Here is a 22,707-nt window from a genome sequence, read left to right as displayed (position 1 = left end):
GACTGTGATGTTGTTTTTTACTCTTATGGGCAGCATTGCCGATTTATCAGCGATAACCCGGTTTTGCTGCGCTGTGGTTATGAAAATGCGCCAAAAGCTGCGGGAGATGCAAGCGTTTTAGCCATGCGTTGAGAAATAGTTGTTTGCTTAGGTGCGGTTTTTAACGGATATTCAGTTATCGGCGTGAAAAATTATCGATTATGCAATTTTTAGCGTGATGGCGAGATTGCCGGCCAGTTTGACCGGCAATCGATTAGCGATTAGGCGATGAGCTGCCACAGGGTGAAGGCGGCGTCCGGCGTCCAGCCGGCGTTGGAAGTGTGCGCCTGGATACAGGTGTATTTCTTGCCTTTATAGCTCACCACGTCGCCGGCTTTGTAGCTGCGGTTGTTCTGCCACTCGGGCGCACCCGGATCGGGCGGCGTGCCGTCGTTGGCGGTTTTGACCGCCAGCGCGCTGCTCGGCAGCGAGGTATTGCCCTGGCTGTCGGTTGCGGCAACGAAGTAGCTGTACTGGGTGGCCGGGGTCAGGCCGCTGTCGGTCAGCGACAGGCCGGCGGTCTGGCCGATCGGGTTGCCGTTGCGGTAGACGGTGTAGCTGGCGATCGGTAACGCGCCGGTGGCGGCGGCCCAGCTCAGTTTCAGCGAGGTGGCGCCCAGCTCGGCGACCGTCAGCGCCGTCGGCGCATTAGGCTTTCCCGGCGGCGGGGTGACGCCGCCCTGAATCAGCGGCGCATAGCGGGTTTTGAATTCCCAGTTGTAGGCCACGCCGGCTTTGCTCTTGCCGTTGTCCCAGTTGATCGACCAGGTCATCAGGCCCTTGATCGACAGGTTTTTGGCGTCAAGACGCGCGAAGGCGTTATACACCGCCTGTTTGTCGATCACGTAGCCGGTGGCGGCGGCATCGTTGTTGCTCGGCAGGCCGATAACGAATTTCGCCGCCGGGATTTTCGCATAGCCGCGGGTGCCGGTGACCAGGCTTTCCGTCAGATAGTAGAGGAAGTCCTCTTTCATGGCGTCGTTATTCTGCGTGATCCAGGCGTTGAGTTCATCCACCCAAATACCGTCGCCGCCCTGGTTGTAATATTGCGGCGCAATAAAGTCGTAATAGCCTTCAAGGGTGTTGATATAATCCAGATAGGTGCCGTTGGTGCGCAAATACGGGAATTCCGGCGCCATGCTGATAATAAAGTTTTTCCCCTGCGCGGCGTAATGGTCTTTTACTTTTTTCAATGCCGCAGGCAAGACGGTTTTATTATTGGCGGCGCCGATCGCCGCCTGTTCCAGATCGATATCCAGGCCGTCGAAGCCATAGACTTCCACCAGGCGAATAATCTCGTCTTTCAGCTTGTCTTCGTCGCCGGTCTTCAGCTCGATATGCGCGTCTGCGCCGCCGAGGGAGATCAGCACCGCGCGGCCCTGGCTGTTCAGCACGCCCACCTGGCGGCGAAACTCGGCGTCGGACAGGTTGTAAGGTTTGAAGGTCGGGATGCCCTGGCCTTTCATAAAGGCGACGGCCACTACGTTGTACTCGGCGGGAATGTCGGTCAGATTCATATTGGCGAACTGGCCTTGTTGATAACCGTCACTGGCGCCGGCGGCCCAGTTGTGCCAGAAACCCATCAGGATCTTTTTATTGGCGATAGATGGCATAATGGCCGCGTCATCGGCGGCGACGGCATTAATAATGTTATTTGTGCTCATGGTGGCCTCATTCATTAGGGGGGAGAGTTTTTCGCTCGCCGGCAATATCAGCTATTGGCGGGGCGTAAACTTATAATGAGGATTTTTAGCGCAGGCAGGCTGAAACCTTTTGCGGCCATGAACGAATTAAATTCAAACTGCGGTCAGGAAGAGGGAAATAATGGCGGCCGGGCAGCCGCCATCGATGGATCAGAAGATGGTGATATCGGCGACGGAAGGGTAGACGTAGCTCGGGCGGAACGGCATGGTTTCGATGTCGCTCAGCGTGGAGACGCCGGACAGCACCAGCACGGTTTCCAGGCCGGCCTGGAAGCCCGCCAGAATGTCGGTGCGCAGGTTGTCGCCGACGATCACCGTCTCTTCCGAGTGCGCCTGCATTTTGTTCAGTGCGGCGCGAATGATCCACGGGCTGGGCTTGCCGACATAAAACGGCTTGCGGCCGGTGATCTTCTCGATGGGCGCGCACAGGGCGCCGCAGGCCGGCGAGAAGCCGTGGCCGTGGCTATCCGGATTGGTCGCGATAAAGCGCGCGCCGTTACTGACGAAGTAGGCGGCTTTGTGCATCATGTCCCAGTTGTAAGAGCGAGTTTCACCGACGATCACAAAATCCGGGTTGATGTCGGTGATGGTGAAACCGGCTTTGTACAGCTCATGGATCAGCGCGCCTTCGCCGACCACATAGGCTTTTTTGCCTTCCTGACGGCGCAGGAAGTCGGCGGTGGCCATCGCCGAGGTATAGAACGCGCTCTCCGGCACTTCCAGCCCGGCGGCGGCGAAGCGGTTCGCCAGATCCTGTGCGGTCTGTGACGGGTAGTTGGTCAGCACCACCAGCGGCATGCCTTGTTCCTGGATGCGCGCCAGGAACAGATCGGCGCCGGGCACCGGCGTATTGTCATGCAGCAGCACGCCGTCGATATCGCATATAACGTTTTTGATTTTCATTTGTCGCTGTTTCTCATGATTACGGCAGGCAAGAAGTGACGATAACACACCTGCCAGAAGCGGCGGATCAGCTTTCCAGCAATCGCTGCAAGAGCACGCCGTTGAGCATCGCGCGTTTGGCCAGGGCGAAAGCGCCGATCGCCGAGCGATGATTGAGTTCGGAGGTCACCACCGGCAGATTTTTGCGGAAGTCCTTCAGCACCTGGGTATTGATGCAGCTTTGGATCGCCGGCAGCAGCACCTTGTCCGCTTCGGTGATCTCACCGGCGATCACCACCTTCTGCGGATTGAACAGGTTGATGGCGATGGCCACCGCCTTGCCCAGATAGCGGCCGACGTGTTCGATCACTTCGCTGGCCAGCAGATCGCCGCGGTTGGCGGCCTTGCAGATGGCGTTGATGCCGCAGTCTTCCAGCGTCAGTTTGCTCGGGTAGCCCTGGCTCAGCAGCTGGCGCACGCGCTGTTCGATCGCCGCGTTGGCGGCCACCGTTTCCAGGCAGCCGAAGTTGCCGCAGTGGCAGCGTTCGCCGAGCGGATCGATCTGGATATGGCCAATCTCGCCGACGTTGCCGTTGTTGCCGAGAAAAATCTGCCCGTTGACGATGATGCCGGCGCCGGTGCCGCGGTGCAGGCGCACCAGAATCGAGTCTTCACAGTCGCGGGTGGCGCCGAAGTAGTGCTCCGCCAGCGCCAGGCTGCGGATATCGTGGCCGACGAAGCTGGTGACGTTAAAGCGCTGCTGCAGGTTGTCTACCAGCGCCCAGTTGCTGACGCTGATGTGCGGCATATAGCGCACCACGCCCAGCGCCGGATCCACCAGGCCGGGCAGGATCACCGCGATGGCGATCAGCTCGCGCAGGCGGCGCTGGTTCGCTTCGATGAATTGAGTGATGGCGGCGAACAGCGCATTCTCCAGCGTTTCCTGGGTGCGTTCCGGCAGCGGATAGTGTTCTTCACTGAGCGATTTACCGCTCATGTCATACAGCGTGATGGTGGCGTCGTGGCGGCCGAGGCGCACCGCGACGGTATGGAAATGACGGGTTTCCGACACGATGGAGATCGCGCGGCGGCCGCCGGTGGAGGCTTGCTGATCGACTTCTTTGATCAACCCGCGCTCCAGCAGCTGGCGAGTAATCTTAGTGACGCTGGCGGGGGCGAGCTGGCTGAGTTCGGCGATTTGAATGCGCGAGATCGGGCCCTGTTGGTCGATCAGGCGATAAACTGCCGCGCCGTTAAGTTGTTTGACTAAGTCAACGTTCCCTATTTGTGCTTGTCCGCCAGTGCTCATCAATAATGTTACTCGCTGTTCATTGAATTAAACCTCGTTACCGTTAACGAGCGTTTTGGTGATCTTGAAATCACGGGTGAAGGCGGTCAGGTTAGCCACCTTGCCGGCTTCGAGGGTGCCCAGGCGGTGATCGACGCCGATCGCGCGCGCCGGGTACAGCGTCGCCATGCGCAGCGCTTCGTCCAGCGCGATGCCGATATGCTCGACGCTGTTTTGCACCGCTTCGATCATGGTCAGCGCGGAACCGCTCAGGGTGCCGTTCTCATCCACGCACAGCCCATCCCGATAGTATATTGTTTTACCGGCGAAAATAAATTGGTCAATATCTGCACCCGCCGGTGCGGTCGCGTCGGTGACCAAGACCAATTTATCACCTTTCAGGCGTTTGGCGTTACGGATACTCGCCCAGGCTACGTGATGGCCGTCGGCGATGATGCCGGTATAGACCTCCGGCGTATCGAAGATAGCCCCCATCAGCCCCGGTTCGCGGCCGGTGATATACGGCATGGCGTTGTACAGGTGGGTGGCGAAGCTGATGCCGGCGGCGAAGCCGGTGCGCGCCTGATCGTAGGTGGCGTTCGAGTGGCCGGCGGAGACCACGATGCCGGCCTCGGTCAGCTGCTTGATAAAGTGCGGCTCAACCATTTCCGGCGCCAGCGTCACCTTGGTGATCACGTCGGCGTTGGCGCACAGGTAATCGATCATGTCTTGGGACGGCTTGCGAATGAACGCCGGGTTGTGGGTGCCTTTTTTCACCGGGCTGAGGTACGGCCCTTCCAGGTGCAGGCCCAACGCCTGGTTTTGGTGCTTTTTCAGATAAGCGCGCATCACGTCGACGCTGTGCTTCATGAATTCGTCGCTGCTGGTGATCAGCGTCGGCAGATAGCTGGTGCAGCCGGATTTCTCGTTGGCGCGCTGCATGATCTCCAGCGTTTCTTCCGAGATGGCTTCCAGCGAATCGTTGAACTGGACGCCGCCGCAGCCGTTCAGCTGCACGTCGATAAGCCCGGGGGCCAGGATGGCGCCACCCAGGTCGCGCGTTTCGATGCCGGCGGGCAATTCAGCCACCGGGCAGACTTTCTCAATCAGCCCATCAGCGATAATGACTGCATGGTCATCAAGTACGTCGTGGCCGGTATAGATTCGGCCGTGGGTTAAAGCGAACATCGTAGCCCCCTGCAAAGATTAAAGACTTTTCACGCTTTCCGCTTCTAACTCGCGGAAATATTTGACGGTTTTGACTTTCAGTTCCATGGTGGCCGGTTCGTCGCACACCACCACCGCTTTGGCGTGCAGCTGCAGGCAGCTGATGGTCCACATGTGGTTGATGTTGCCTTCCACAGCGGCTTCCAGCGCCTGCGCCTTGGCGTGGCCGGTCACCAGGATCATCACCTCTTCCGCGTCCAGCAGCGTACCCACGCCGACGGTCAGCGCATATTTCGGCACCAGGCTGACGTCGCCGCCGAAGAAGCGCGAGTTGGCGATGCGGGTGTCTTCGGTCAGCGTTTTGATGCGGGTGCGCGAAGCCAGGGACGAAGCCGGCTCGTTGAACGCGATATGGCCGTCGATACCCACGCCGCCCATGAACAGGTTAATTTTGCCGTAAGACTTGATCTTCTCTTCGTACTGGCGGCACTCGGCGTCGACATCCGCGGCGTTGCCGTTCAGCAGATTGATATTTTCACGAGGAATATCAATGTGGTCAAAGAAGTTGCGGTACATGAAGGTGTGGTAGCTTTCCGGGTGTTCCTGCGGCAGGCCAACGTACTCGTCCATGTTGAAAGTCACAACATGCTTAAAGCTTACTTCACCTGCTTTGTGCATCGCAATCAGATGTTTGTAGGCTTCCAGCGGCGTGCCGCCGGTAGGCAGGCCGAGTACAAACGGGCGCTCTGCGGTTGGCTTGAATGCGTTGATGCGTTGAACGATATGACGCGCGGCCCATTTGCCGACTTGTGCGGTATCTTTCAGTGGGATAAGTCTCATCTAACACCTCTTGGGATAAGTAAACTAAAGCTATACTGTACGGGCCTGCGGGAGTCCTAAGCGTAACCCAGCTTTATGATTCTCGCGTGAATCGTCCGTTCGGTTGATTTTTTGAATGATAAAATAAGTTTTGTGTGATGGCCAGCAATCTGGGAGGTGAAGACTACTTTTTGGTGATATTTATCACAAAAAGGGAGGTTTTAATTTGCGATACAAAATAAATTTTTTACACTCGGCATGAGTGATACGTGCCAAGCATTGTTTCTAAAAAGGTAGTGAGAGCTTCAAATAAACTACTAATAGGGTCCGTCCGCGGACAACATAGGGGGAAAAGGTGAACATTCTTAGTTATTTGCAAAAGGTGGGACGGGCGCTGATGGTGCCGGTCGCCACGCTGCCCGCCGCCGCCATCTTGATGGGCGTCGGGTACTGGATTGACCCTGTTGGTTGGGGCGGCGACAACGCTTTCGCTGCCTTATTGATTAAGTCTGGCTCTGCGATTATCGATCATATGGCGGTGTTGTTCGCCGTTGGTGTCGCCTACGGAATGTCCAAAGACAAGGACGGCTCTGCCGCACTGACCGGCTTCGTCGGTTTCCTGGTGCTGACTACCCTCTGTTCACCGGCCGCCGTGTCGATGATTCAGAAGATCCCGCTCGATCAGGTGCCTGCCGCGTTCGGCAAGATTGAGAACCAGTTCGTTGGTATTCTGGTGGGTATCATCTCCGCCGAAGTGTACAACCGCTTCAGCGGCGTTGAGCTGCCTAAGGCGCTGTCGTTCTTCAGCGGCCGCCGTTTGGTGCCGATCCTCATTTCCTTCCTGATGATCCTGGTCGCTTACATCCTGATGTTCGTCTGGCCTGTCGTGTTCGGCGCTCTGGTGAGCTTCGGCGAACACATCCAAAAATTGGGCTCCGTCGGCGCGGGCATCTATGCCTTCTTCAACCGCCTGCTGATCCCGGTCGGCTTGCACCACGCGCTGAACTCGGTGTTCTGGTTCGACGTGGCCGGCATCAACGATATCCCTAACTTCCTCGGCGGCCAGCAGTCGATTGATGCGGGCAAAGCGGTTGTTGGCATCACCGGCCGTTATCAGGCGGGCTTCTTCCCGATCATGATGTTCGGTCTGCCGGGCGCGGCGCTGGCCATCTATCACTGCGCGCGTCCTGAGAATAAGGCGAAGGTTCTGGGGATCATGATGGCAGGGGCATTCGCTGCCTTCTTTACCGGCATCACCGAACCGCTGGAGTTCTCCTTCATGTTCGTGGCGCCGGTGCTGTACGTGATCCACGCCGTACTGACCGGTATCTCGGTGTTCATCGCCGCTAACATGCATTGGATTTCAGGCTTCGGTTTCAGCGCCGGCCTGGTGGATATGATGCTGTGGGTGCGTAACCCGCTGGCGACCCACTGGTATATGCTGATCCCGCAGGGCCTGGTGTTCTTCGTTATCTACTATGTGGTGTTCCGCTTCACCATCAACAAGTTCAACTTGATGACCCCGGGCCGCGAGCTGGCGGTTGCCGGTGACGAAACCGACGGTTATGACGTCAACGTCAACAGCAGCGCCGGTAAAGACGAGAATGAAACCACCACGCTGGCCCGTCGCTACGTCGGCGCGATCGGCGGCTCCGACAACCTGACCGGCATCGACGCCTGCATCACCCGACTGCGTTTGAACGTGAAGGACTCTGCGCTGGTGAACGACGCATTGGCGAAGCGCCTCGGCGCGTCGGGCGTTATCCGTCTGAACAAGCAAAGCGTGCAAGTGATCGTCGGCACCCGTGCCGAGCTGATTGCCAGCGCAATGCGCAACGTAATTGCGGCCGGCCCGGTGGCGGCTGCGGCGGCTCCGGCGGCGGCTCCTGCTGCGGAAGCCAAACCGCAGGCGGTGCCGAACGCACCGAAAGCCGCGTTTGAAACGCTGGTGGCGCCGGTAACCGGTGAAGTGGTGGCGCTCGATCAGGTGCCGGACGAAGCCTTCGCCAGCAAGGCGGTAGGCGACGGCCTGGCGATTCGCCCGACCGACAACATCGTCGTGTCGCCGGCTGACGGCACCGTGGTGAAAATCTTCAATACCAACCACGCCTTCTGCCTGGAAACCGACAAGGGCGCTGAGATTGTGGTGCACATGGGGATCGACACCGTCGCGCTGGAAGGCCAGGGCTTCAAACGCCTGGTGGAAGAGGGCGCGGAAGTGAAAGCCGGTCAACCGATTCTGGAACTGGATCTGGATTACCTGAACGCCAATGCGCGTTCGATGATAAGCCCGGTGGTAGTCAGCAACTCTGACGACTATGCCGGCCTGGCGGCGCTGGCCAGCGGCTCTGTGGTCGCCGGTCAGACCAAGCTGTACGAGATCCAGAAATAAGGCTGTTTTTACCTGAGTAGTACCCGGGGCCGGTCACGCATCATGGCGGAGTTTGCCCCGACTTGGCGGGAAGAGAGCGATCTCTTCCCGCTTTTTTTATCCCATTTCGCTCCACGGCGGTGCGCTGCGCGCCGATGGTGCAATATGCCGCATTTTTCGTGAAACAAACGGTTGTTTCCAGACGTGGCTTGTTGGATCATAGGCGGTTATGTGTAGCGCTTTGCATTGAGGAACAGTGAAATGAGTGAGGCTGAAGCCCGCCCAACCAATTTTATCCGTCAGATCGTCGATGAAGATCTGGCGTCGGGGAAACACACGTCGGTACATACCCGTTTCCCGCCGGAGCCTAACGGTTATCTGCATATCGGCCACGCCAAGTCCATCTGCCTGAACTTCGGCATCGCCAAGGACTATCAGGGCCAGTGCAACCTGCGTTTCGATGACACCAACCCGGTGAAAGAAGACATCGAGTTCGTGGAGTCAATCAAGCACGACGTGGAGTGGCTGGGCTTTGAGTGGAGCGGCAACGTTCATTACTCCTCAGACTATTTCGATCAGCTGCACCAGTATGCGGTTGAGCTGATTACCAAGGGGCTGGCCTACGTCGATGAGCTGTCGCCGGAGCAGATCCGTGAATATCGCGGCACCCTGACCGCGCCGGGCAAAGACAGCCCGTACCGCGACCGCAGCGTGGAAGAGAACCTGGCGCTGTTCGAGAAGATGCGCAACGGCGAGTTCGCCGAAGGCGCCGCCTGCCTGCGCGCCAAGATCGATATGGCTTCGCCGTTTATCGTGATGCGCGATCCGGTGCTGTACCGCATCAAGTTTGCCGAACACCACCAGACCGGCAACAAATGGTGCATCTACCCGATGTATGATTTCACCCACTGCATTTCCGATGCGCTGGAAGGGATCACCCATTCGCTGTGCACCCTGGAGTTCCAGGATAACCGCCGTCTGTATGACTGGGTGCTGGATAACATCACCATTCCTTGCCACCCGCGGCAGTACGAGTTTTCGCGTCTGAACCTCGAATACGCCATCATGTCGAAGCGCAAGCTGCACCAACTGGTGGCCGAGAAGATCGTCGAAGGTTGGGATGACCCGCGCATGCCGACCGTCTCCGGTCTGCGCCGCCGCGGTTATACCGCCGCCTCGATTCGCGAGTTCTGCCTGCGCATCGGCGTGACCAAGCAAGACAACAACGTCGAGATGGTGGCGTTGGAATCCTGCATTCGCGACGATCTGAACGAGAACGCCCCGCGCGCCATGGCGGTGCTGGATCCGGTGAAAATCGTCATCGAGAACATGGGCGACGCGGTGGAAATGGTCACCATGCCTAACCACCCGAACAAGCCGGAAATGGGCAGCCGCGATGTGCCGTTCAGCCGTGAGATCTATATCGATCGCGCCGACTTCCGCGAAGAAGCCAACAAGCAGTACAAGCGTCTGGTGCTGGGTAAGGAAGTGCGTCTGCGCAATGCGTACGTGATCAAGGCCGAGCGCGTCGAGAAGGACGAAGCGGGCGAGATCACCACCATCTTCTGCAGCTACGATGCGGAAACGCTGAGCAAAGATCCTGCCGACGGCCGCAAGGTGAAGGGCGTGATCCACTGGGTGTCCGCGGCGCACGCGCTGCCGGCGGAAATTCGCCTATACGATCGCCTGTTCAGCGTGCCTAACCCGGGCGCGGCGGAGGATTTCCTCTCCACCATCAACCCGGAATCGCTGGTCATCAAGCACGGTTTCGTCGAGCCGAGTCTGGCGGCCGCCCAGCCGGAGAAGGCCTACCAGTTCGAGCGTGAAGGCTACTTCTGTGCCGACAATCGTTACTCGTCGGCCGAGCATCTGGTGTTTAACCGCACCGTTGGTCTGCGTGATACCTGGGCGAAAATCGAAGGCTAATCTTATTCGCCTTGGAAATTAATGAATCAGCGCGGCTTAGGCCGCGCTTTTTTTATGTCTGCCATCGAGCAAATCATCTATTCCTGCAGTGTTATTCCGGGCTGTGCTTAATTAACCGCGGTGCGTTAATCAATAAGTTTTCTGATATTGGGCTTAATAGTCTTAATTTTTACTTATATATTCGTGATGCGAATTAATTTCATTTGGAGAGCGCTCTCAATTTTTATTGTCTGAATGACGGATTTGGTCAGGCTGAAACCATTAATCGTCTCTGGTTGACCTTGTATCTCAATTTATTCTGATTTAATTGAATTTTTTATTCGACACCTTCCATGAACACCGGCGTAACAAAATCTCACTGATATGTGCTCCTTGTCATATTTTGACAAATCTCCCGCATTTTTCATTTGATAATTCGCGTCGCGAAAAATAGTCTGTCTGTAGCAATTAGTGCTGTGGGAATAACATCTCGTCGGCAATTTTTTTTACCCGTTCGGGTTTTTTATTGGCAGTCGTGCAGGGCAGTGGTGAACACAGGCGGCTGCAACTTTTAAGTTAAGTCAAAGAGGAATTTCACTATGGGTACGCACGGTGCTCAGCGTAAAACGCTGGCGCTCGCAGTCGCGGGCGCGCTGTTGGGAACAGGGTTTGCCATGGCGCCTGAGGCGAAAGCCGCAGGGTTTATCGATGATTCCACGCTGACCGGCGGCATCTATTACTGGCAACGTGAGCGTGACCGTAAAGATCTCAATCCGGACAGCAAGGATTACAACCAATACACCACCAACCTGTCGCACTCTACCGCCAACCTGAGCCTGGATTTCGCGTCGGGTTATGCCTGGGACATGTTCGGCTTGGATGTCGGCGCCTTTACCGCCATCGAACTGGCTGAATCCAGCGCCAGCGGTCACCCGAACGAAATAGCGTTCTCCTCGAAGAACCGTACCTACGACGAAGACTACTCCGGTGACAAAGGCGGTATCAGCCTGTACAAAGCCGCCGCCAAATTCAAATACGGCCCGGTCTGGGCGCGCGCCGGCTACATTCAGCCGAGCGGCCAAACCCTGCTGGCGCCGCACTGGAGCTTTATGCCGGGCACCTATCAAGGCGCCGAGGCCGGCGCCAAGTTCGACTACGGCGATGCCGGCGCGTTGAGCTTCTCCTACATGTGGGCCGACAAATACAAGGCGCCGTGGCATATCGAGGTGGACGACTTCCGCCAGAATGATAAGAAAACCCGCGTCTCCTATCTGCACTCGCTGGGCGCCAAGTACGATTTCAAAAACGATCTGGTGCTGGAAGCCGCTTTCGGCCAAGCCCAGGGCTACGTGAATCAGTACTTCACCAAGGCGTCTTACAAATTCGATCTGCTGGGCAACCCGCTGACCACCAGTTACCAGTTCTACGGCGCGGAAGACCGCATCAGCGACAAGAACGATCCGAACAGCATCTACGACGGCCTGGCCTGGCTGCAGGCGCTGACCTTCGGTTACACCACCGGCCAGTTCAACTGGCGTCTGGAAGGCACCATGGTCAAGGCGGAAGGCAACCAGGGCTTCTTCCTGCAGCGTATGACCCCGACCTACGCCTCATCCAACGGCCGTCTGGACGTGTGGTGGGACAACCGCTCCGACTTTAACGCCAACGGCGAGAAAGCGGTGTACGCCGGCGTGATGTACGACCTCAGCAACTGGAACCTGCCGGGCATGGCGGTCGGCGGCTCCTACGTTTACGCCTGGGACGCCAAGCCGAGCACCAACCCAATCTACGATCAGAGCCAGCGCCTGAAAGAGAGCGCCTGGAGCCTGGACGCGATGTACACCATCCAGGAAGGGCGCGCCAAGGGCACCCTGATCAAGCTGCACTACACCCAGTATGACAACCACACCAACATCCCGAGCTGGGGCGGCGGTTACGGCAACATCTTCCAGGACGAGAAAGACGTCAAGTTCATGGTCATCGCGCCATTCACCATCTTCTGATGCGTTCCCCGGCCTCGCCGCCGGGGGCAGTTAAGGGAATTCAACGATGAAAAAAATCATGCTGATGTTGGCGGCCGCCGCGGCCTTGAGCGCCTGTGCGCAACCCGCCGCACCGCCGGAAGACGCCAAATTGAAGCAGGCTTACAGCGCCTGCATCAACACCGCCGAAGGTTCGCCGGAGCGTCTGCAGCCCTGCAAGGCGGTGTTGAACGTGCTGAAACAAGAGAAACAGCACCAGCAGTTCGCCGCGCAGGAAACGGTGCGGGTGATGGATTATCAGAACTGCATTATGGCGGTTCACAGCGGTAACGGTCAGGCTTATGACGCCAAGTGCGGCAAGCTGTGGCAAGAAATTCGCGATAACAATAATTAAGAAGGATGAGAAGATGAACGCATTCAAACTGAGCGCGCTTGCCGCCTTGACGGCAACGATGGGATTCCTGGGCGGTATGGGGAGCGCCATGGCCGATCAACAGCTGGTGGATCAACTGAGCCAGCTGAAGCTGAACGTGAAAATGCTGGATAACCGCGCCGGCGAAAACGGTGTGGATTGCGCGGCGCTGGGCGCTGACTGGGCCTCTTGCAACCGGGTGTTGTTCACCCTCAGCAACGACGGCCAGGCGATCGACGGCAAAGACTGGGTCATCTATTTCCACAGCCCGCGGCAGACCTTGCGGGTGGACAACGACCAGTTCAAGATCGCGCATCTGACCGGCGATCTGTACAAGCTGGAGCCGACCGCCAAATTCAGCGGTTTCCCGGCCGGTAAGGCGGTGGAAATCCCGGTGGTCGCCGAATACTGGCAGCTGTTCAGAAACGACTTCCTGCCGCGTTGGTATGCCACCTCCGGCGACGCCAAGCCGAAAATGCTGGCGAATACCGACACCGAAAACCTGGATCAGTTTGTGGCGCCGTTCACCGGCGACCAGTGGAAGCGCACCAAGGACGACAAAAACATTCTGATGACGCCGGCTTCGCGCTTTGTCAGCAATGCCGATCTGCAGACGCTGCCCGCCGGCGCGCTGCGCGGCCAGATCGTGCCGACGCCGATGCAGGTGAAGGTCCACGCACAGGACGCCGACCTGCGCAAAGGGGTGGCGCTGGATCTGAGCACGCTGGTCAAGCCGGCGGCGGACGTCGTCAACCAGCGTTTCGCGCTGCTGGGCGTGCCGGTTCAGACCAACGGTTACCCGATCAAGACCGATATCCAGCCGGGCAAGTTTAAAGGCGCGATGGCGGTATCGGGCGCCTATGAGCTGAAAATCGGCAAGAAAGAGGCGCGAGTGATCGGCTTCGATCAGGCCGGGGTGTTCTACGGGCTGCAGTCGATCCTGTCGTTAGTGCCGAGCGACGGCAGCGGCAAGATCGCCACGCTGGACGCCAGCGATGCGCCGCGCTTCCCGTATCGCGGCATTTTCCTCGACGTGGCGCGCAACTTCCATAAGAAGGACGCGGTGCTGCGTCTGCTGGATCAGATGGCGGCTTACAAGCTCAATAAATTCCACTTCCACCTGAGCGATGACGAAGGCTGGCGCATCGAGATCCCCGGCTTGCCTGAGTTGACGGAAGTCGGCGGCCAGCGCTGCCACGATCTGAGCGAAACCACCTGCCTGCTGCCGCAGTACGGCCAGGGGCCGGACGTCTACGGCGGCTTCTTCAGCCGTCAGGACTATATCGACATCATCAAATACGCCCAGGCGCGCCAGATTGAGGTGATCCCGGAGATCGACATGCCGGCGCACGCCCGCGCCGCGGTGGTTTCGATGGAAGCGCGCTATAAAAAGCTGCATGCCGCCGGCAAAGAGCAGGAGGCCAACGAATTCCGTCTGGTGGATCCGACCGATACCTCCAACACCACCTCCGTGCAGTTCTTTAACCGCCAGAGCTACCTGAACCCGTGCCTGGATTCCTCCCAGAGCTTTGTCGACAAGGTGATCGGCGAGATTGCCCAGATGCATAAAGAAGCCGGGCAGCCGATCAAGACCTGGCACTTTGGCGGCGATGAGGCGAAAAACATCCGCCTGGGCGCCGGCTATACCGACAAGGCGAAACCGGAACCGGGTAAAGGCATCATTGACCAGAGTAATGAAGACAAGCCGTGGGCCAAGTCGCAGGTGTGCCAGACGATGATCAAAGAGGGCAAAGTAGCCGACATGGAGCACCTGCCTAGCTACTTCGGCCAGGAGGTCAGCAAGCTGGTGAAGGCGCACGGCATCGACAGAATGCAGGCCTGGCAAGACGGCCTGAAAGACGCCGAAAGTTCGAAGGCGTTCGCCACCTCGCGCGTGGGCGTCAACTTCTGGGACACCCTGTATTGGGGCGGTTTCGACAGCGTTAACGACTGGGCCAATAAAGGGTATGAAGTGGTGGTCTCCAACCCGGACTACGTCTACATGGACTTCCCTTACGAGGTGAATCCGGACGAGCGCGGTTACTACTGGGGCACCCGCTTCAGCGACGAGCGCAAGGTGTTCAGCTTCGCGCCGGACAACATGCCGCAGAACGCGGAAACCTCGGTCGACCGCGACGGCAACCACTTCAACGCCAAAAGCGACAAGCCGTGGCCGGGCGCCTACGGTCTGTCCGCTCAGCTGTGGAGCGAAACCCAGCGCACCGATCCGCAGATGGAATACATGATCTTCCCGCGCGCGCTGTCGGTGGCGGAACGCGCCTGGCACCGCGCCGGTTGGGAGCAGGACTATCGCGCCGGCCGCGAATACAAAGGCGGGGAAACCCACTTTGTCGACACCAAGGCGCTGGAGAAAGACTGGCTGCGCTTCGCCAATATCCTGGGCCAACGAGAACTGGCCAAGCTGGACAAAGGCGGCGTCGCCTACCGTCTGCCGGTGCCGGGCGCCCGCGTGGCGGGCGGCAAGCTGGAGGCGAATATCGCGCTGCCGGGATTGGGCATCGAGTACTCCACCGACGGCGGCAAGCAGTGGCAGCGTTATGACGCCAAGGCCAAGCCGGCGGTATCGGGTGAGGTGCAGGTGCGTTCGGTCAGTCCGGACGGTAAACGTTACAGCCGCGCCGAGAAGGTCTAAGCCCGGCTCATCGGCCTGTCGTCATGGCGGCGGGCCGCTTAACGAAGGGGGAATGCGTTCGCCCCCGCGCGTGCCGGCGTGGGGCGGATGTTGAAGTGAGAGCAGTACGTGGAGTCGCAGTGCCGCTGCAATTGTAGTATTTCATGACATGATCTTCCCCCGGCTTGTCCGGGGATTTTTTTGCCCGTTGTACGGCGGGCATAAAAAAACCGCCCCAATGTGAGGCGGTTTTTCATAGCCGGTCAGGCTTATTTCTTGTCGTGCAGCGATTCGTCTTCGCGGCAGTCACCGGTTTCGCAGTGGCCGTACAGGTACAGACTGTGGTTGGTGAGCTTGATGCCGTGCTGCTTGGCGATATCACGCTGGCGCACTTCGATGGATTCATCACTGAATTCGATCACTTTGCCGCAGTCCAGGCAAATCAGGTGATCGTGGTGATGTTGTTGGGTCAGCTCGAACACGGACTTGCCGCCTTCGAAATTGTGACGTGTCACAATGCCCGCATCGTCAAACTGGTTCAGTACGCGATAAACCGTCGCCAGGCCGATCTCTTCGCCCATATCAATCAGTTTTTTGTACAAATCTTCCGCACTGACGTGATGGCATTCCGGATTTTGCAGTACTTCCAGGATTTTGAGTCGCGGAAGCGTGACTTTTAAGCCGGCCTTCTTCAATGCGATGTTGTTGTCGGTCATGCGAATTCAGTCCTGTTACTATGCTAATCAAGTTGAGGCGTACTCGCCTGTGGCATCGGTCGGCACAAAGAGTTAATGCGTCTCATTATAGAACCGGTTGTACTAAATGGAAACCGCCGGTTGTTAACAAAGATATAATTGCACTATTGCATGTTTTGCATGCAACGCCTTGATGGATGGGATAAACCGATATCTCAGTCTACCGTGACGGGGTGGGAAGTTACAAATCTGTAGCTTCTATCGCAGCAATCCCTGTTGCCGATGACGGCCCTGTCGGCACACTATGCACTTTACAGGGCCTTTGTTCAACCTTTCGCCAGTACCGGCGTTTAGCCGACGATATCGGCCAGGCTCAGCTCTTCGACGATCTGTTTGACCCAGGCGTCCACGCGCTCATTGGTCAGCTCCGGCTGACGGTCTTCGTCGATCGCCAGACCGATGAAGTGGTTGTCGTCCGCCAGGCCTTTGGATGCTTCGAAGTGGTAGCCTTTGGTCGGCCAGTGGCCCACGATGGCCGCGCCGCGCGGTTCGATGATGTCGCGGATGGTGCCCATCGCGTCACAGAAATATTCCGCGTAGTCTTCCTGGTCGCCGCAGCCGAACAGCGCCACCAGTTTGCCGTTGAAATCGACTTCTTCCAGCGTCGGGAAGAAATCATCCCAGTCACACTGCGCTTCACCGTAGTACCAGGTCGGGATACCCAGCAGCAGGATATCGAACCCTTCCAGGTCTTCTTTGCTGCTTTTGGCGATGTCATGCACTTCTGAGACATCGTCGCCAAACTGTTTCTGAAGAATTTTCTGGATCATTTTGGCAATGTTTTCGGTATTGCCAGTGTCGCTGCCAAAGAAAATGCCTACAGTAGCCATATCGCGTATAACCTTTAAATTCAATTAATTGCATTACTCGGCGCCGGCACTGCCGCCGATTAAAATGATGCCATGACAAGAGCCTTTCGCCATGGTGGCGGGCGCCGACAGGCGCAGTCTCTTACCGGTAAATGCGTATCATGCCAGAAAGTGGCGCCGGGGTTTTATCGCATTTATGCGATGCCGAAGGATGAAGAAAAGCGTGGTCGATCCGGCGTTGTCCTTAACGCCGCGCCGCGCGTGCGGCCGAAGAGATCAATGTTCCGGCTGTTCTTCCGCCAGTTGCGCCAACAGCATCTGCTCGATGAGTTCGCTGCGGCTGATGTTGCGCTGTTCCGCCAGTTTGTTCAGGGCGTCCACCGCATCCGCGTTGATTTTCAGCTCTACGCGCCGCAATCCGCGCACTTTATCGCGCCGTAACTGATTGCGCTTATTGATTCTAAGCTGTTCATCGCGGGAAAGCGGGTTGGTTTTCGGGCGCCCCGGACGGCGTTCATCTGCGAACAGATCCAGCGTCGTGCGATCCGTTTGTTCTTTTGCCATAGGTAGCGGTACTGCAAGGGAGTTTGCATCAAAAAGCGCTCGCACGCTTCCGGAGGCATCGATTAACACACTTCGGGCCAATAAACCCTAACCCAAATTTACCCCCGAACCGGCGTTCGCGAACGCGCTGGCGCGGCGGCAAAATTATAGCGCGCCATATTACCCCAGCAGATGGAGCGGCGACAATGCCTAACTGCGGGCTAAACGCGCTAAGCCGTTATCTTTAGCGCGTTTTTTCGCCAGATTAACGTATTTTTCAGGCTTCGCCGAGGAAACGGTGGATGGCGCGCAGCACCGCTTCCGGTTTTTCGGCGTGCACCCAATGGCCGGTGTCGGCGACGACGTGCGCGCGGGCCTGCGGGAACTGGCGGGCGATGTCTGCACGGTAGCTGTCCTGCACGTACGGCGACAGGCCGCCGCGAATGAACAGGGTCGGGTGTGGCCAGGCCGGGACTTCCTGCCAGCCGGTGATGTCTTCGTAGCGTTCGATCAGCACCGGCAGGTTGAAGCGCCATTCACCGTTATGGAAGGACTTCAGCAGGAACTGGATCACGCCTTCTTCCTGCAGGTAGTCGCGCATCAACTGGGCGGCCGCCTGGCGCTGGGTGATGCCGGCGGCGCTGACGGCCTTCAGCGCGGCGAAGATCTCGTCATGACGTCGGGTCTGGTAATCCACCGGCGCGACGTCGATGACGATCAGCCTGGCGATGCGCTCGGGCGCGATGGCGGTCAGCGCCATCGCCGCTTTGCCGCCCATCGAGTGGCCGATGACGATCGCTTTCTCCAGCTGCAGCTCGTCGAGCAGCGCCAGCAGATCCTGCGCCATGGCGGGGTAGTTCATGTCGTCGGCGCGCGGGGAGAGGCCATGGTTGCGCAGATCGACCTTGATCACACTGTGCTGTTTATGGAGATCGCGCGCCAGCACGCCCAGGTTGTCGAGATTGCCGAACAGGCCGTGGATCAGCAGCACCGGCAGCGCGTCTGACTCGGCGGCCAGCAGTTGATAATGTAATTTCATGGCGAAGTTCATACTGAGAGAGATTCAGATTAGGGTATCATGATTGAATCGCACGATGAATCATGCGGAATTTTCGCGGCGCGGGCTTGGCAGTGCCGGCTATAGGTATTAGTCTGCATTTGCCGTCCGGAGGCACATTGTTGTGTTCGCCCCAGCGCTTTTAACCTTATAATCCCATGGCTTGAATGCAGGATCTGGCTTCAGGTTCTAAGTAGAAAAAACAGTATTGGATAAAGATGAAAACTATTGAAGTCGACGAAGAGCTTTACCGTTATATTGCCAGCCACACGCAACACATCGGTGAAAGCGCGTCCGATATTTTACGCCGCATGTTGAAATTCACCGCCGGTCAGCCGGTGCGCGCGTTGCCTGCCACCAGTGCGTCGTCGTCCGTCGAACTGGAAAAAGCGGTGCCGGTTCAGCGCCCGCGCGATCGCGTACGCGCCGTGCGTGAACTGCTGCTGTCGGATGAATACGCCGAGCAGAACAAAGCGGTCAACCGTTTCATGCTGGTGCTGTCCACGCTGTACACCCTCGATGCCGCCGGTTTCGCCGCCGCCACCGAGGCGTTGACCGGCCGCACCCGCACCTATTTCGCCGGCGATCAGCAGACCCTGCTGGCCAACGGCACGCACACCAAGCCGAAGCATGTGCCGGGCACCCCTTACTGGGTGATCACCAATACCAATACCGGCCGCAAGCGCAGCATGATCGAACACATCATGCAGGCGATGCAGTTCCCGGCGGAACTGATCGAGAAAGTTTGCGGTACCGTCTAATTTAGCGAACAGCCCGTCATGATGGCCGTGCGCGACGTATTTGCCCGGTCACCGACAGGGATGAGGGAGATATGTCGATGGCGAATAATCCACGTGCCGGGCAGCCCGCCCGTCAAAGCGATCTGATCAACGTAGCCCAGCTGACGTCGCAGTACTATGTGCTGCAACCGGAAGCCGGCAATGCCGCACATGCGGTGAAGTTTGGCACTTCCGGCCACCGCGGCAGCGCGCAGCGCCACAGCTTCAATGAGGCGCACATCCTCGCCATCGCTCAGGCGATCGCCGAAGTTCGTCATCAGCAGGGCACCACCGGCCCGTGCTACGTGGGCAAAGACACCCATGCGCTGTCCGAGCCGGCCTTTATTTCCGTGCTGGAAGTGCTGACCGCCAACGGCGTCGATGTGATCGTGCAGGAAAACAACGGCTTCACGCCAACGCCGGCGGTATCGCACGCCATTCTGTGCCACAACCGCCGCGGCGGCGCGCAGGCTGACGGCATCGTCATTACGCCGTCCCACAACCCGCCGGAAGACGGCGGCATCAAGTATAACCCGCCGAACGGCGGCCCGGCTGACACCAACCTGACGTCGGTGATCGAAAAGCGCGCCAACGAACTGCTGGCGCAGCAGCTGAAAGGCGTTCAGCGCCAGTCGCTGGACAAGGCCTGGAACAGCGGCCACCTGCACGCCAAAGATTTGGTGCAGCCTTATGTCGAAGGGCTGGTTGACGTGGTCGACATGCCGGCCATTCAACGCGCCGGCCTGAAGCTGGGCGTGGATCCGCTCGGCGGCTCCGGCATCGCCTATTGGCAGCGGGTAGCGGAACACTACAAGCTGGATCTGACGCTGGTGAACGACTCCATCGATCAGACCTTCCGCTTCATGCACCTGGACCACGACGGCATCATCCGCATGGATTGCTCGTCCGAGTCGGCGATGGCCGGCCTGCTGGCGCTGCGCGACAAATTCGATCTGGCGTTCGCCAACGATCCGGATTACGACCGCCACGGCATCGTCACGCCGAAAGGCCTGATGAACCCGAACCACTATCTGGCGGTAGCCATCAACTACCTGTTCCAACATCGCCCGCAGTGGGGCGCCGATGTGGCGGTAGGTAAAACGCTGGTGTCCAGCGCGATGATCGACCGCGTGGTGGCTGACCTGGGCCGCAAGCTGGTGGAAGTGCCGGTCGGTTTCAAATGGTTCGTGGACGGCCTGTTCGACGGCAGCCTGGGCTTCGGCGGTGAAGAGAGCGCCGGGGCCTCGTTCCTGCGTTTCAACGGCCAGCCGTGGTCGACCGACAAAGACGGCATCATCATGTGCCTGCTGGCGGCTGAAATCACCGCGGTAACCGGTGAGAACCCGCAGCATCATTATGACGATCTGGCCAAGCGCTTCGGCGCGCCGAGCTACAACCGTATCCAGGCGCCGGCAACCCATGCGCAGAAAGCGGCGCTGTCCAAGCTGTCGCCGGAGATGGTCAAGGCCAGTACGCTGGGCGGGGATCCGATCACCGCACGTCTGACTGCGGCGCCGGGCAACGGCGCGTCGATCGGCGGCCTGAAAGTCATGACCGACAACGGCTGGTTCGCGGCCCGTCCTTCCGGCACCGAAGAGGCTTACAAGATCTACTGCGAGAGCTTCCTCGGGGCGGAACACCGCGAGAAGATTGAGCACGAAGCGGTCGAGATCGTCAGCGAAGTGCTGGCTTCCGCCAAGTAATCGCTTTTCTTGATGGATAAAAAGCGCTGTTTTTACAGCGCTTTTTTTATGCCTGCAATTTAGATATATCTTTTTCACGGCACGCGCTTGCGCATTTAGATATATCGATCTAGATTAGCGTTATCGACGCTGTTTAGATATATCTAAACAACCTCGTATTGATGTTCACTGTTAAAGCGAGGTATCACCCTATGTTTCATCGATTAGGTTTACACCGGCATCACCACCACCCTCATGCGTGCGAAGAGGGGCGCCGTCATCGCGGCGGGCGTCATCACTTCGGCGGCGAAGGCGAAGAGCACGGCCGAGGTGGGCGCGGCGGCCGGGGCGGGCGTCATCGTCTGTTCGAACACGGCGATCTGCGCCTGGTGTTGCTGGCACTGGTGGCGCGCAAGCCCAGCCACGGATACGAATTGATCAAGGCGATCGAGGAAGCCTCTTCCGGCCTGTATGTGCCGAGCCCGGGGGTGATTTACCCCACGCTGACGCTGCTGGAAGAACAGGATTTTCTCGAACCGCTCACCACCGGCAACGGCCGAAAAAGCTACCGCATCACCACGGCGGGTGAGGGCGAGCTGCAAAAGCATCAACAGGTGGTTGACATCATTCTGGCGCGTCTGGCGGGCGCCGGCCGCGAGCATCATCGGCACGGCAACCTGGCGGAAGGCATTTACGACGCCATGAACCGTCTGCGCAGCCTGCTGCGCGGCAACGTGATGCGCGCCGATCTCACGCCGCAGCAGGTGGAGCGCATCAACGCCGCGTTGCTGGCCGCCGTGGCGGCGATCGAAAGCGAAATGCACATTCAACCCACGCAGCAGGAGGAGAACTGATGCCCGGCCACCGTTTTAACATTACCGTTGAAGCCCTGAGCGACCGCCAGGGCAACCCCGTCGAGAAGGCACCGCTGAGTTTTGAGGTGACCAATCATGACGATATTCTCGAGATCGTCGAGCGCATTCGGGCGCGTGACGATCTGAACTTCGGCCCCGAGCAGAGCGCGGCCTTCGCCGTGGGGTTGAAACTGTTCTCCGAAGTGATGATCGAAAACCGCAAACACCCGGTGTTCGCTCCGCTGCGCGAGGCGTTTAAGGAATTTATGGTCGGATTGAAGAAAGGCCCGGCGGCGTAAAGGCGCGGCACACCGCGCTCGCCGGGGTTAAGGCATGAAACGGTAGCCGACGCCGGTTTCGGTCAGCAGGTGTTTGGGCCGGGCCGGATCGGCTTCGAGCTTCTGCCGCAAATGGCCCATGTAGATGCGCAGGTAGTGGCTGTGTTCCACGTAGTTCGGCCCCCAGACGTGGCTCAACAGCTGGCGTTGGGTAATCACCTTGCCGGCGTTGGCCAGCAGCTCCGCCAACAGGCGAAATTCTATCGGCGTCAGGTGCAGATCTTCGTCGTTGCGCAGCACCCGGCGATTCACCAGATCGACGGTGATCGCCGAAAAGCTCACCAGCGGGCTTTCCTGTTGGTTGGCGGAGTGGCGGCGCAGCGCGACCCGCACCCGCGCCAACAGCTCACCGATGCCGAACGGTTTGCTGAGATAGTCGTCGGCGCCGGCGTCCAGCGCGGCGATTTTATCCTCTTCGGCGTTGCGCGCCGACAGTACGATCACCGGAATGGCGCTCCACTGCCGCAGATCGCGGATGTAGCTCAGCCCGTCGCCATCCGGCAACCCCAAATCCAGGATGATCAGATCCGGTTTGCGCGTGCCGGCCTCAATCAGCCCGCGCTGCAGCGTTTCACTTTCAAACACCCGCAGGCCTTCGCTCTCCAGCGCGGTGCGCACGAAGCGGCGGATCTCTTTTTCATCTTCAACAATCAGAATGTTGGTTGGCGTTATGCTCACGTTTCCCCTGCG

General features: G+C 58.5%; 19 protein-coding genes. 9 read left to right on the top strand and 10 right to left on the bottom strand.

Going from position 1 to position 22,707, the window contains the following annotated elements; all coding sequences use genetic code 11:
* Positions 1-260: 260 nt before the first annotated feature.
* From ACMGGK_RS17745 to nagB, 5 genes are all read right to left on the bottom strand, one after another.
* Positions 261-1,703 (bottom strand): carbohydrate-binding protein, encoded by a 1,443-nt coding sequence (locus ACMGGK_RS17745; protein WP_420277080.1) that lies wholly within the window; start codon positions 1,701-1,703, stop codon positions 261-263.
* Between the two features lie 189 nt (positions 1,704-1,892).
* Complete coding sequence (locus ACMGGK_RS17740; protein ID WP_004939957.1) at positions 1,893-2,645, bottom strand: HAD-IIA family hydrolase; 753 nt, start codon at positions 2,643-2,645, stop codon at positions 1,893-1,895.
* Between the two features lie 67 nt (positions 2,646-2,712).
* On the bottom strand, positions 2,713-3,933 hold the full coding sequence (gene nagC / locus ACMGGK_RS17735) for a DNA-binding transcriptional regulator NagC (protein ID WP_016928760.1): 1,221 nt from the start codon (positions 3,931-3,933) through the stop codon (positions 2,713-2,715).
* 27 nt (positions 3,934-3,960) lie between these two features.
* A complete protein-coding gene (gene nagA / locus ACMGGK_RS17730) occupies positions 3,961-5,100 on the bottom strand; it encodes an N-acetylglucosamine-6-phosphate deacetylase (RefSeq protein WP_016928759.1) in 1,140 nt (379 codons plus the stop codon).
* 18 nt (positions 5,101-5,118) lie between these two features.
* Positions 5,119-5,919: a glucosamine-6-phosphate deaminase gene (gene nagB / locus ACMGGK_RS17725; RefSeq protein ID WP_016928758.1), complete on the bottom strand. Its 801-nt coding sequence runs from the start codon at positions 5,917-5,919 to the stop codon at positions 5,119-5,121.
* Positions 5,920-6,253: 334 nt separating this feature from the next.
* Here nagB and nagE point away from each other — a divergent pair, with 334 nt between their 5' ends.
* From nagE to ACMGGK_RS17700, 5 genes are all read left to right on the top strand, one after another.
* Positions 6,254-8,290 carry an N-acetylglucosamine-specific PTS transporter subunit IIBC gene (gene nagE, locus ACMGGK_RS17720; RefSeq protein ID WP_028127712.1) on the top strand — a complete coding sequence of 679 codons (2,037 nt, stop codon included), beginning with the start codon at positions 6,254-6,256 and terminating at the stop codon, positions 8,288-8,290.
* Between the two features lie 240 nt (positions 8,291-8,530).
* Positions 8,531-10,195, top strand: a complete 1,665-nt coding sequence (gene glnS, locus ACMGGK_RS17715; protein ID WP_206195234.1) for a glutamine--tRNA ligase — start codon at positions 8,531-8,533, stop codon at positions 10,193-10,195.
* Between the two features lie 578 nt (positions 10,196-10,773).
* Positions 10,774-12,177, top strand: a complete 1,404-nt coding sequence (chiP, locus tag ACMGGK_RS17710; RefSeq protein ID WP_033641082.1) for a chitoporin ChiP — start codon at positions 10,774-10,776, stop codon at positions 12,175-12,177.
* A gap of 46 nt (positions 12,178-12,223) precedes the next feature.
* Complete coding sequence (gene chiQ, locus ACMGGK_RS17705; RefSeq protein ID WP_004939944.1) at positions 12,224-12,550, top strand: ChiQ/YbfN family lipoprotein; 327 nt, start codon at positions 12,224-12,226, stop codon at positions 12,548-12,550.
* Positions 12,551-12,563: 13 nt separating this feature from the next.
* Positions 12,564-15,221, top strand: a complete 2,658-nt coding sequence (locus ACMGGK_RS17700) for a beta-N-acetylhexosaminidase (RefSeq protein WP_420277079.1) — start codon at positions 12,564-12,566, stop codon at positions 15,219-15,221.
* Positions 15,222-15,469: 248 nt separating this feature from the next.
* On the opposite strand, the gene fur is transcribed toward ACMGGK_RS17700, so the two are convergent.
* The 4 genes from fur to ybfF form a co-directional block, all read right to left on the bottom strand.
* Positions 15,470-15,916, bottom strand: a complete 447-nt coding sequence (gene fur, locus ACMGGK_RS17695; protein ID WP_004939939.1) for a ferric iron uptake transcriptional regulator — start codon at positions 15,914-15,916, stop codon at positions 15,470-15,472.
* A gap of 329 nt (positions 15,917-16,245) precedes the next feature.
* Positions 16,246-16,785 (bottom strand): flavodoxin FldA, encoded by a 540-nt coding sequence (fldA, locus tag ACMGGK_RS17690; protein ID WP_004939938.1) that lies wholly within the window; start codon positions 16,783-16,785, stop codon positions 16,246-16,248.
* Positions 16,786-17,040: 255 nt separating this feature from the next.
* On the bottom strand, positions 17,041-17,328 hold the full coding sequence (ybfE, locus tag ACMGGK_RS17685; protein ID WP_004939936.1) for a LexA regulated protein: 288 nt from the start codon (positions 17,326-17,328) through the stop codon (positions 17,041-17,043).
* Positions 17,329-17,584: 256 nt separating this feature from the next.
* A complete protein-coding gene (ybfF, locus tag ACMGGK_RS17680; RefSeq protein ID WP_420277078.1) occupies positions 17,585-18,358 on the bottom strand; it encodes an esterase in 774 nt (257 codons plus the stop codon).
* Positions 18,359-18,582: 224 nt separating this feature from the next.
* Between ybfF and seqA the strand changes: the two genes are divergently transcribed.
* The 4 genes from seqA (at position 18,583) to ACMGGK_RS17660 (ending at position 21,978) form a co-directional block, all read left to right on the top strand.
* Positions 18,583-19,125: a replication initiation negative regulator SeqA gene (gene seqA, locus ACMGGK_RS17675; RefSeq protein ID WP_420277077.1), complete on the top strand. Its 543-nt coding sequence runs from the start codon at positions 18,583-18,585 to the stop codon at positions 19,123-19,125.
* Positions 19,126-19,202: 77 nt separating this feature from the next.
* The gene (gene pgm, locus ACMGGK_RS17670) at positions 19,203-20,846 is read left to right on the top strand and encodes a phosphoglucomutase (alpha-D-glucose-1,6-bisphosphate-dependent) (protein WP_016928750.1); all 1,644 of its coding nucleotides are present in this window, start codon (positions 19,203-19,205) and stop codon (positions 20,844-20,846) included.
* 191 nt (positions 20,847-21,037) lie between these two features.
* Complete coding sequence (locus tag ACMGGK_RS17665) at positions 21,038-21,679, top strand: PadR family transcriptional regulator (RefSeq protein ID WP_049300334.1); 642 nt, start codon at positions 21,038-21,040, stop codon at positions 21,677-21,679.
* A complete protein-coding gene (locus ACMGGK_RS17660; RefSeq protein WP_004939927.1) occupies positions 21,679-21,978 on the top strand; it encodes a DUF3861 domain-containing protein in 300 nt (99 codons plus the stop codon). Before ACMGGK_RS17665 ends, ACMGGK_RS17660 begins: the two co-directional genes overlap by 1 nt.
* A 27-nt stretch (positions 21,979-22,005) precedes the next feature.
* Here ACMGGK_RS17660 and kdpE read toward each other — a convergent pair whose 3' ends face one another.
* Positions 22,006-22,695 carry a two-component system response regulator KdpE gene (kdpE, locus tag ACMGGK_RS17655; protein ID WP_016928747.1) on the bottom strand — a complete coding sequence of 230 codons (690 nt, stop codon included), beginning with the start codon at positions 22,693-22,695 and terminating at the stop codon, positions 22,006-22,008.
* Positions 22,696-22,707 lie beyond the last annotated feature (12 nt).

Origin of the sequence: Serratia sp. BNK-33-b (genome assembly GCF_048684565.1) — a bacterium.
In the GTDB taxonomy this organism is placed as follows: domain Bacteria; phylum Pseudomonadota; class Gammaproteobacteria; order Enterobacterales; family Enterobacteriaceae; genus Serratia; species Serratia marcescens.
Note: the sequence above shows the minus strand (reverse complement) of the source record. Positions and strands in the feature narration are given on the sequence as shown.

What these genes read in the sequence shown, in the direction of transcription:
- nagA (WP_016928759.1), bottom strand. Translation starts at nt 5,100, where the DNA reads ATGTTCGCTTTAACCCACGGCCGAATCTATACCGGCCACGACGTACTT.
- fldA (WP_004939938.1), bottom strand. Translation starts at nt 16,785, where the DNA reads ATGGCTACTGTAGGCATTTTCTTTGGCAGCGACACTGGCAATACCGAA.
- nagB (WP_016928758.1), bottom strand. Translation starts at nt 5,919, where the DNA reads ATGAGACTTATCCCACTGAAAGATACCGCACAAGTCGGCAAATGGGCC.
- nagC (WP_016928760.1), bottom strand. Translation starts at nt 3,933, where the DNA reads ATGAGCACTGGCGGACAAGCACAAATAGGGAACGTTGACTTAGTCAAA.
- seqA (WP_420277077.1), top strand. Translation starts at nt 18,583, where the DNA reads ATGAAAACTATTGAAGTCGACGAAGAGCTTTACCGTTATATTGCCAGC.
- ACMGGK_RS17700 (WP_420277079.1), top strand. Translation starts at nt 12,564, where the DNA reads ATGAACGCATTCAAACTGAGCGCGCTTGCCGCCTTGACGGCAACGATG.
- ACMGGK_RS17665 (WP_049300334.1), top strand. Translation starts at nt 21,038, where the DNA reads ATGTTTCATCGATTAGGTTTACACCGGCATCACCACCACCCTCATGCG.
- ACMGGK_RS17745 (WP_420277080.1), bottom strand. Translation starts at nt 1,703, where the DNA reads ATGAGCACAAATAACATTATTAATGCCGTCGCCGCCGATGACGCGGCC.
- ACMGGK_RS17740 (WP_004939957.1), bottom strand. Translation starts at nt 2,645, where the DNA reads ATGAAAATCAAAAACGTTATATGCGATATCGACGGCGTGCTGCTGCAT.
- ACMGGK_RS17660 (WP_004939927.1), top strand. Translation starts at nt 21,679, where the DNA reads ATGCCCGGCCACCGTTTTAACATTACCGTTGAAGCCCTGAGCGACCGC.
- chiP (WP_033641082.1), top strand. Translation starts at nt 10,774, where the DNA reads ATGGGTACGCACGGTGCTCAGCGTAAAACGCTGGCGCTCGCAGTCGCG.
- ybfF (WP_420277078.1), bottom strand. Translation starts at nt 18,358, where the DNA reads ATGAACTTCGCCATGAAATTACATTATCAACTGCTGGCCGCCGAGTCA.
- glnS (WP_206195234.1), top strand. Translation starts at nt 8,531, where the DNA reads ATGAGTGAGGCTGAAGCCCGCCCAACCAATTTTATCCGTCAGATCGTC.
- fur (WP_004939939.1), bottom strand. Translation starts at nt 15,916, where the DNA reads ATGACCGACAACAACATCGCATTGAAGAAGGCCGGCTTAAAAGTCACG.
- ybfE (WP_004939936.1), bottom strand. Translation starts at nt 17,328, where the DNA reads ATGGCAAAAGAACAAACGGATCGCACGACGCTGGATCTGTTCGCAGAT.
- chiQ (WP_004939944.1), top strand. Translation starts at nt 12,224, where the DNA reads ATGAAAAAAATCATGCTGATGTTGGCGGCCGCCGCGGCCTTGAGCGCC.
- pgm (WP_016928750.1), top strand. Translation starts at nt 19,203, where the DNA reads ATGGCGAATAATCCACGTGCCGGGCAGCCCGCCCGTCAAAGCGATCTG.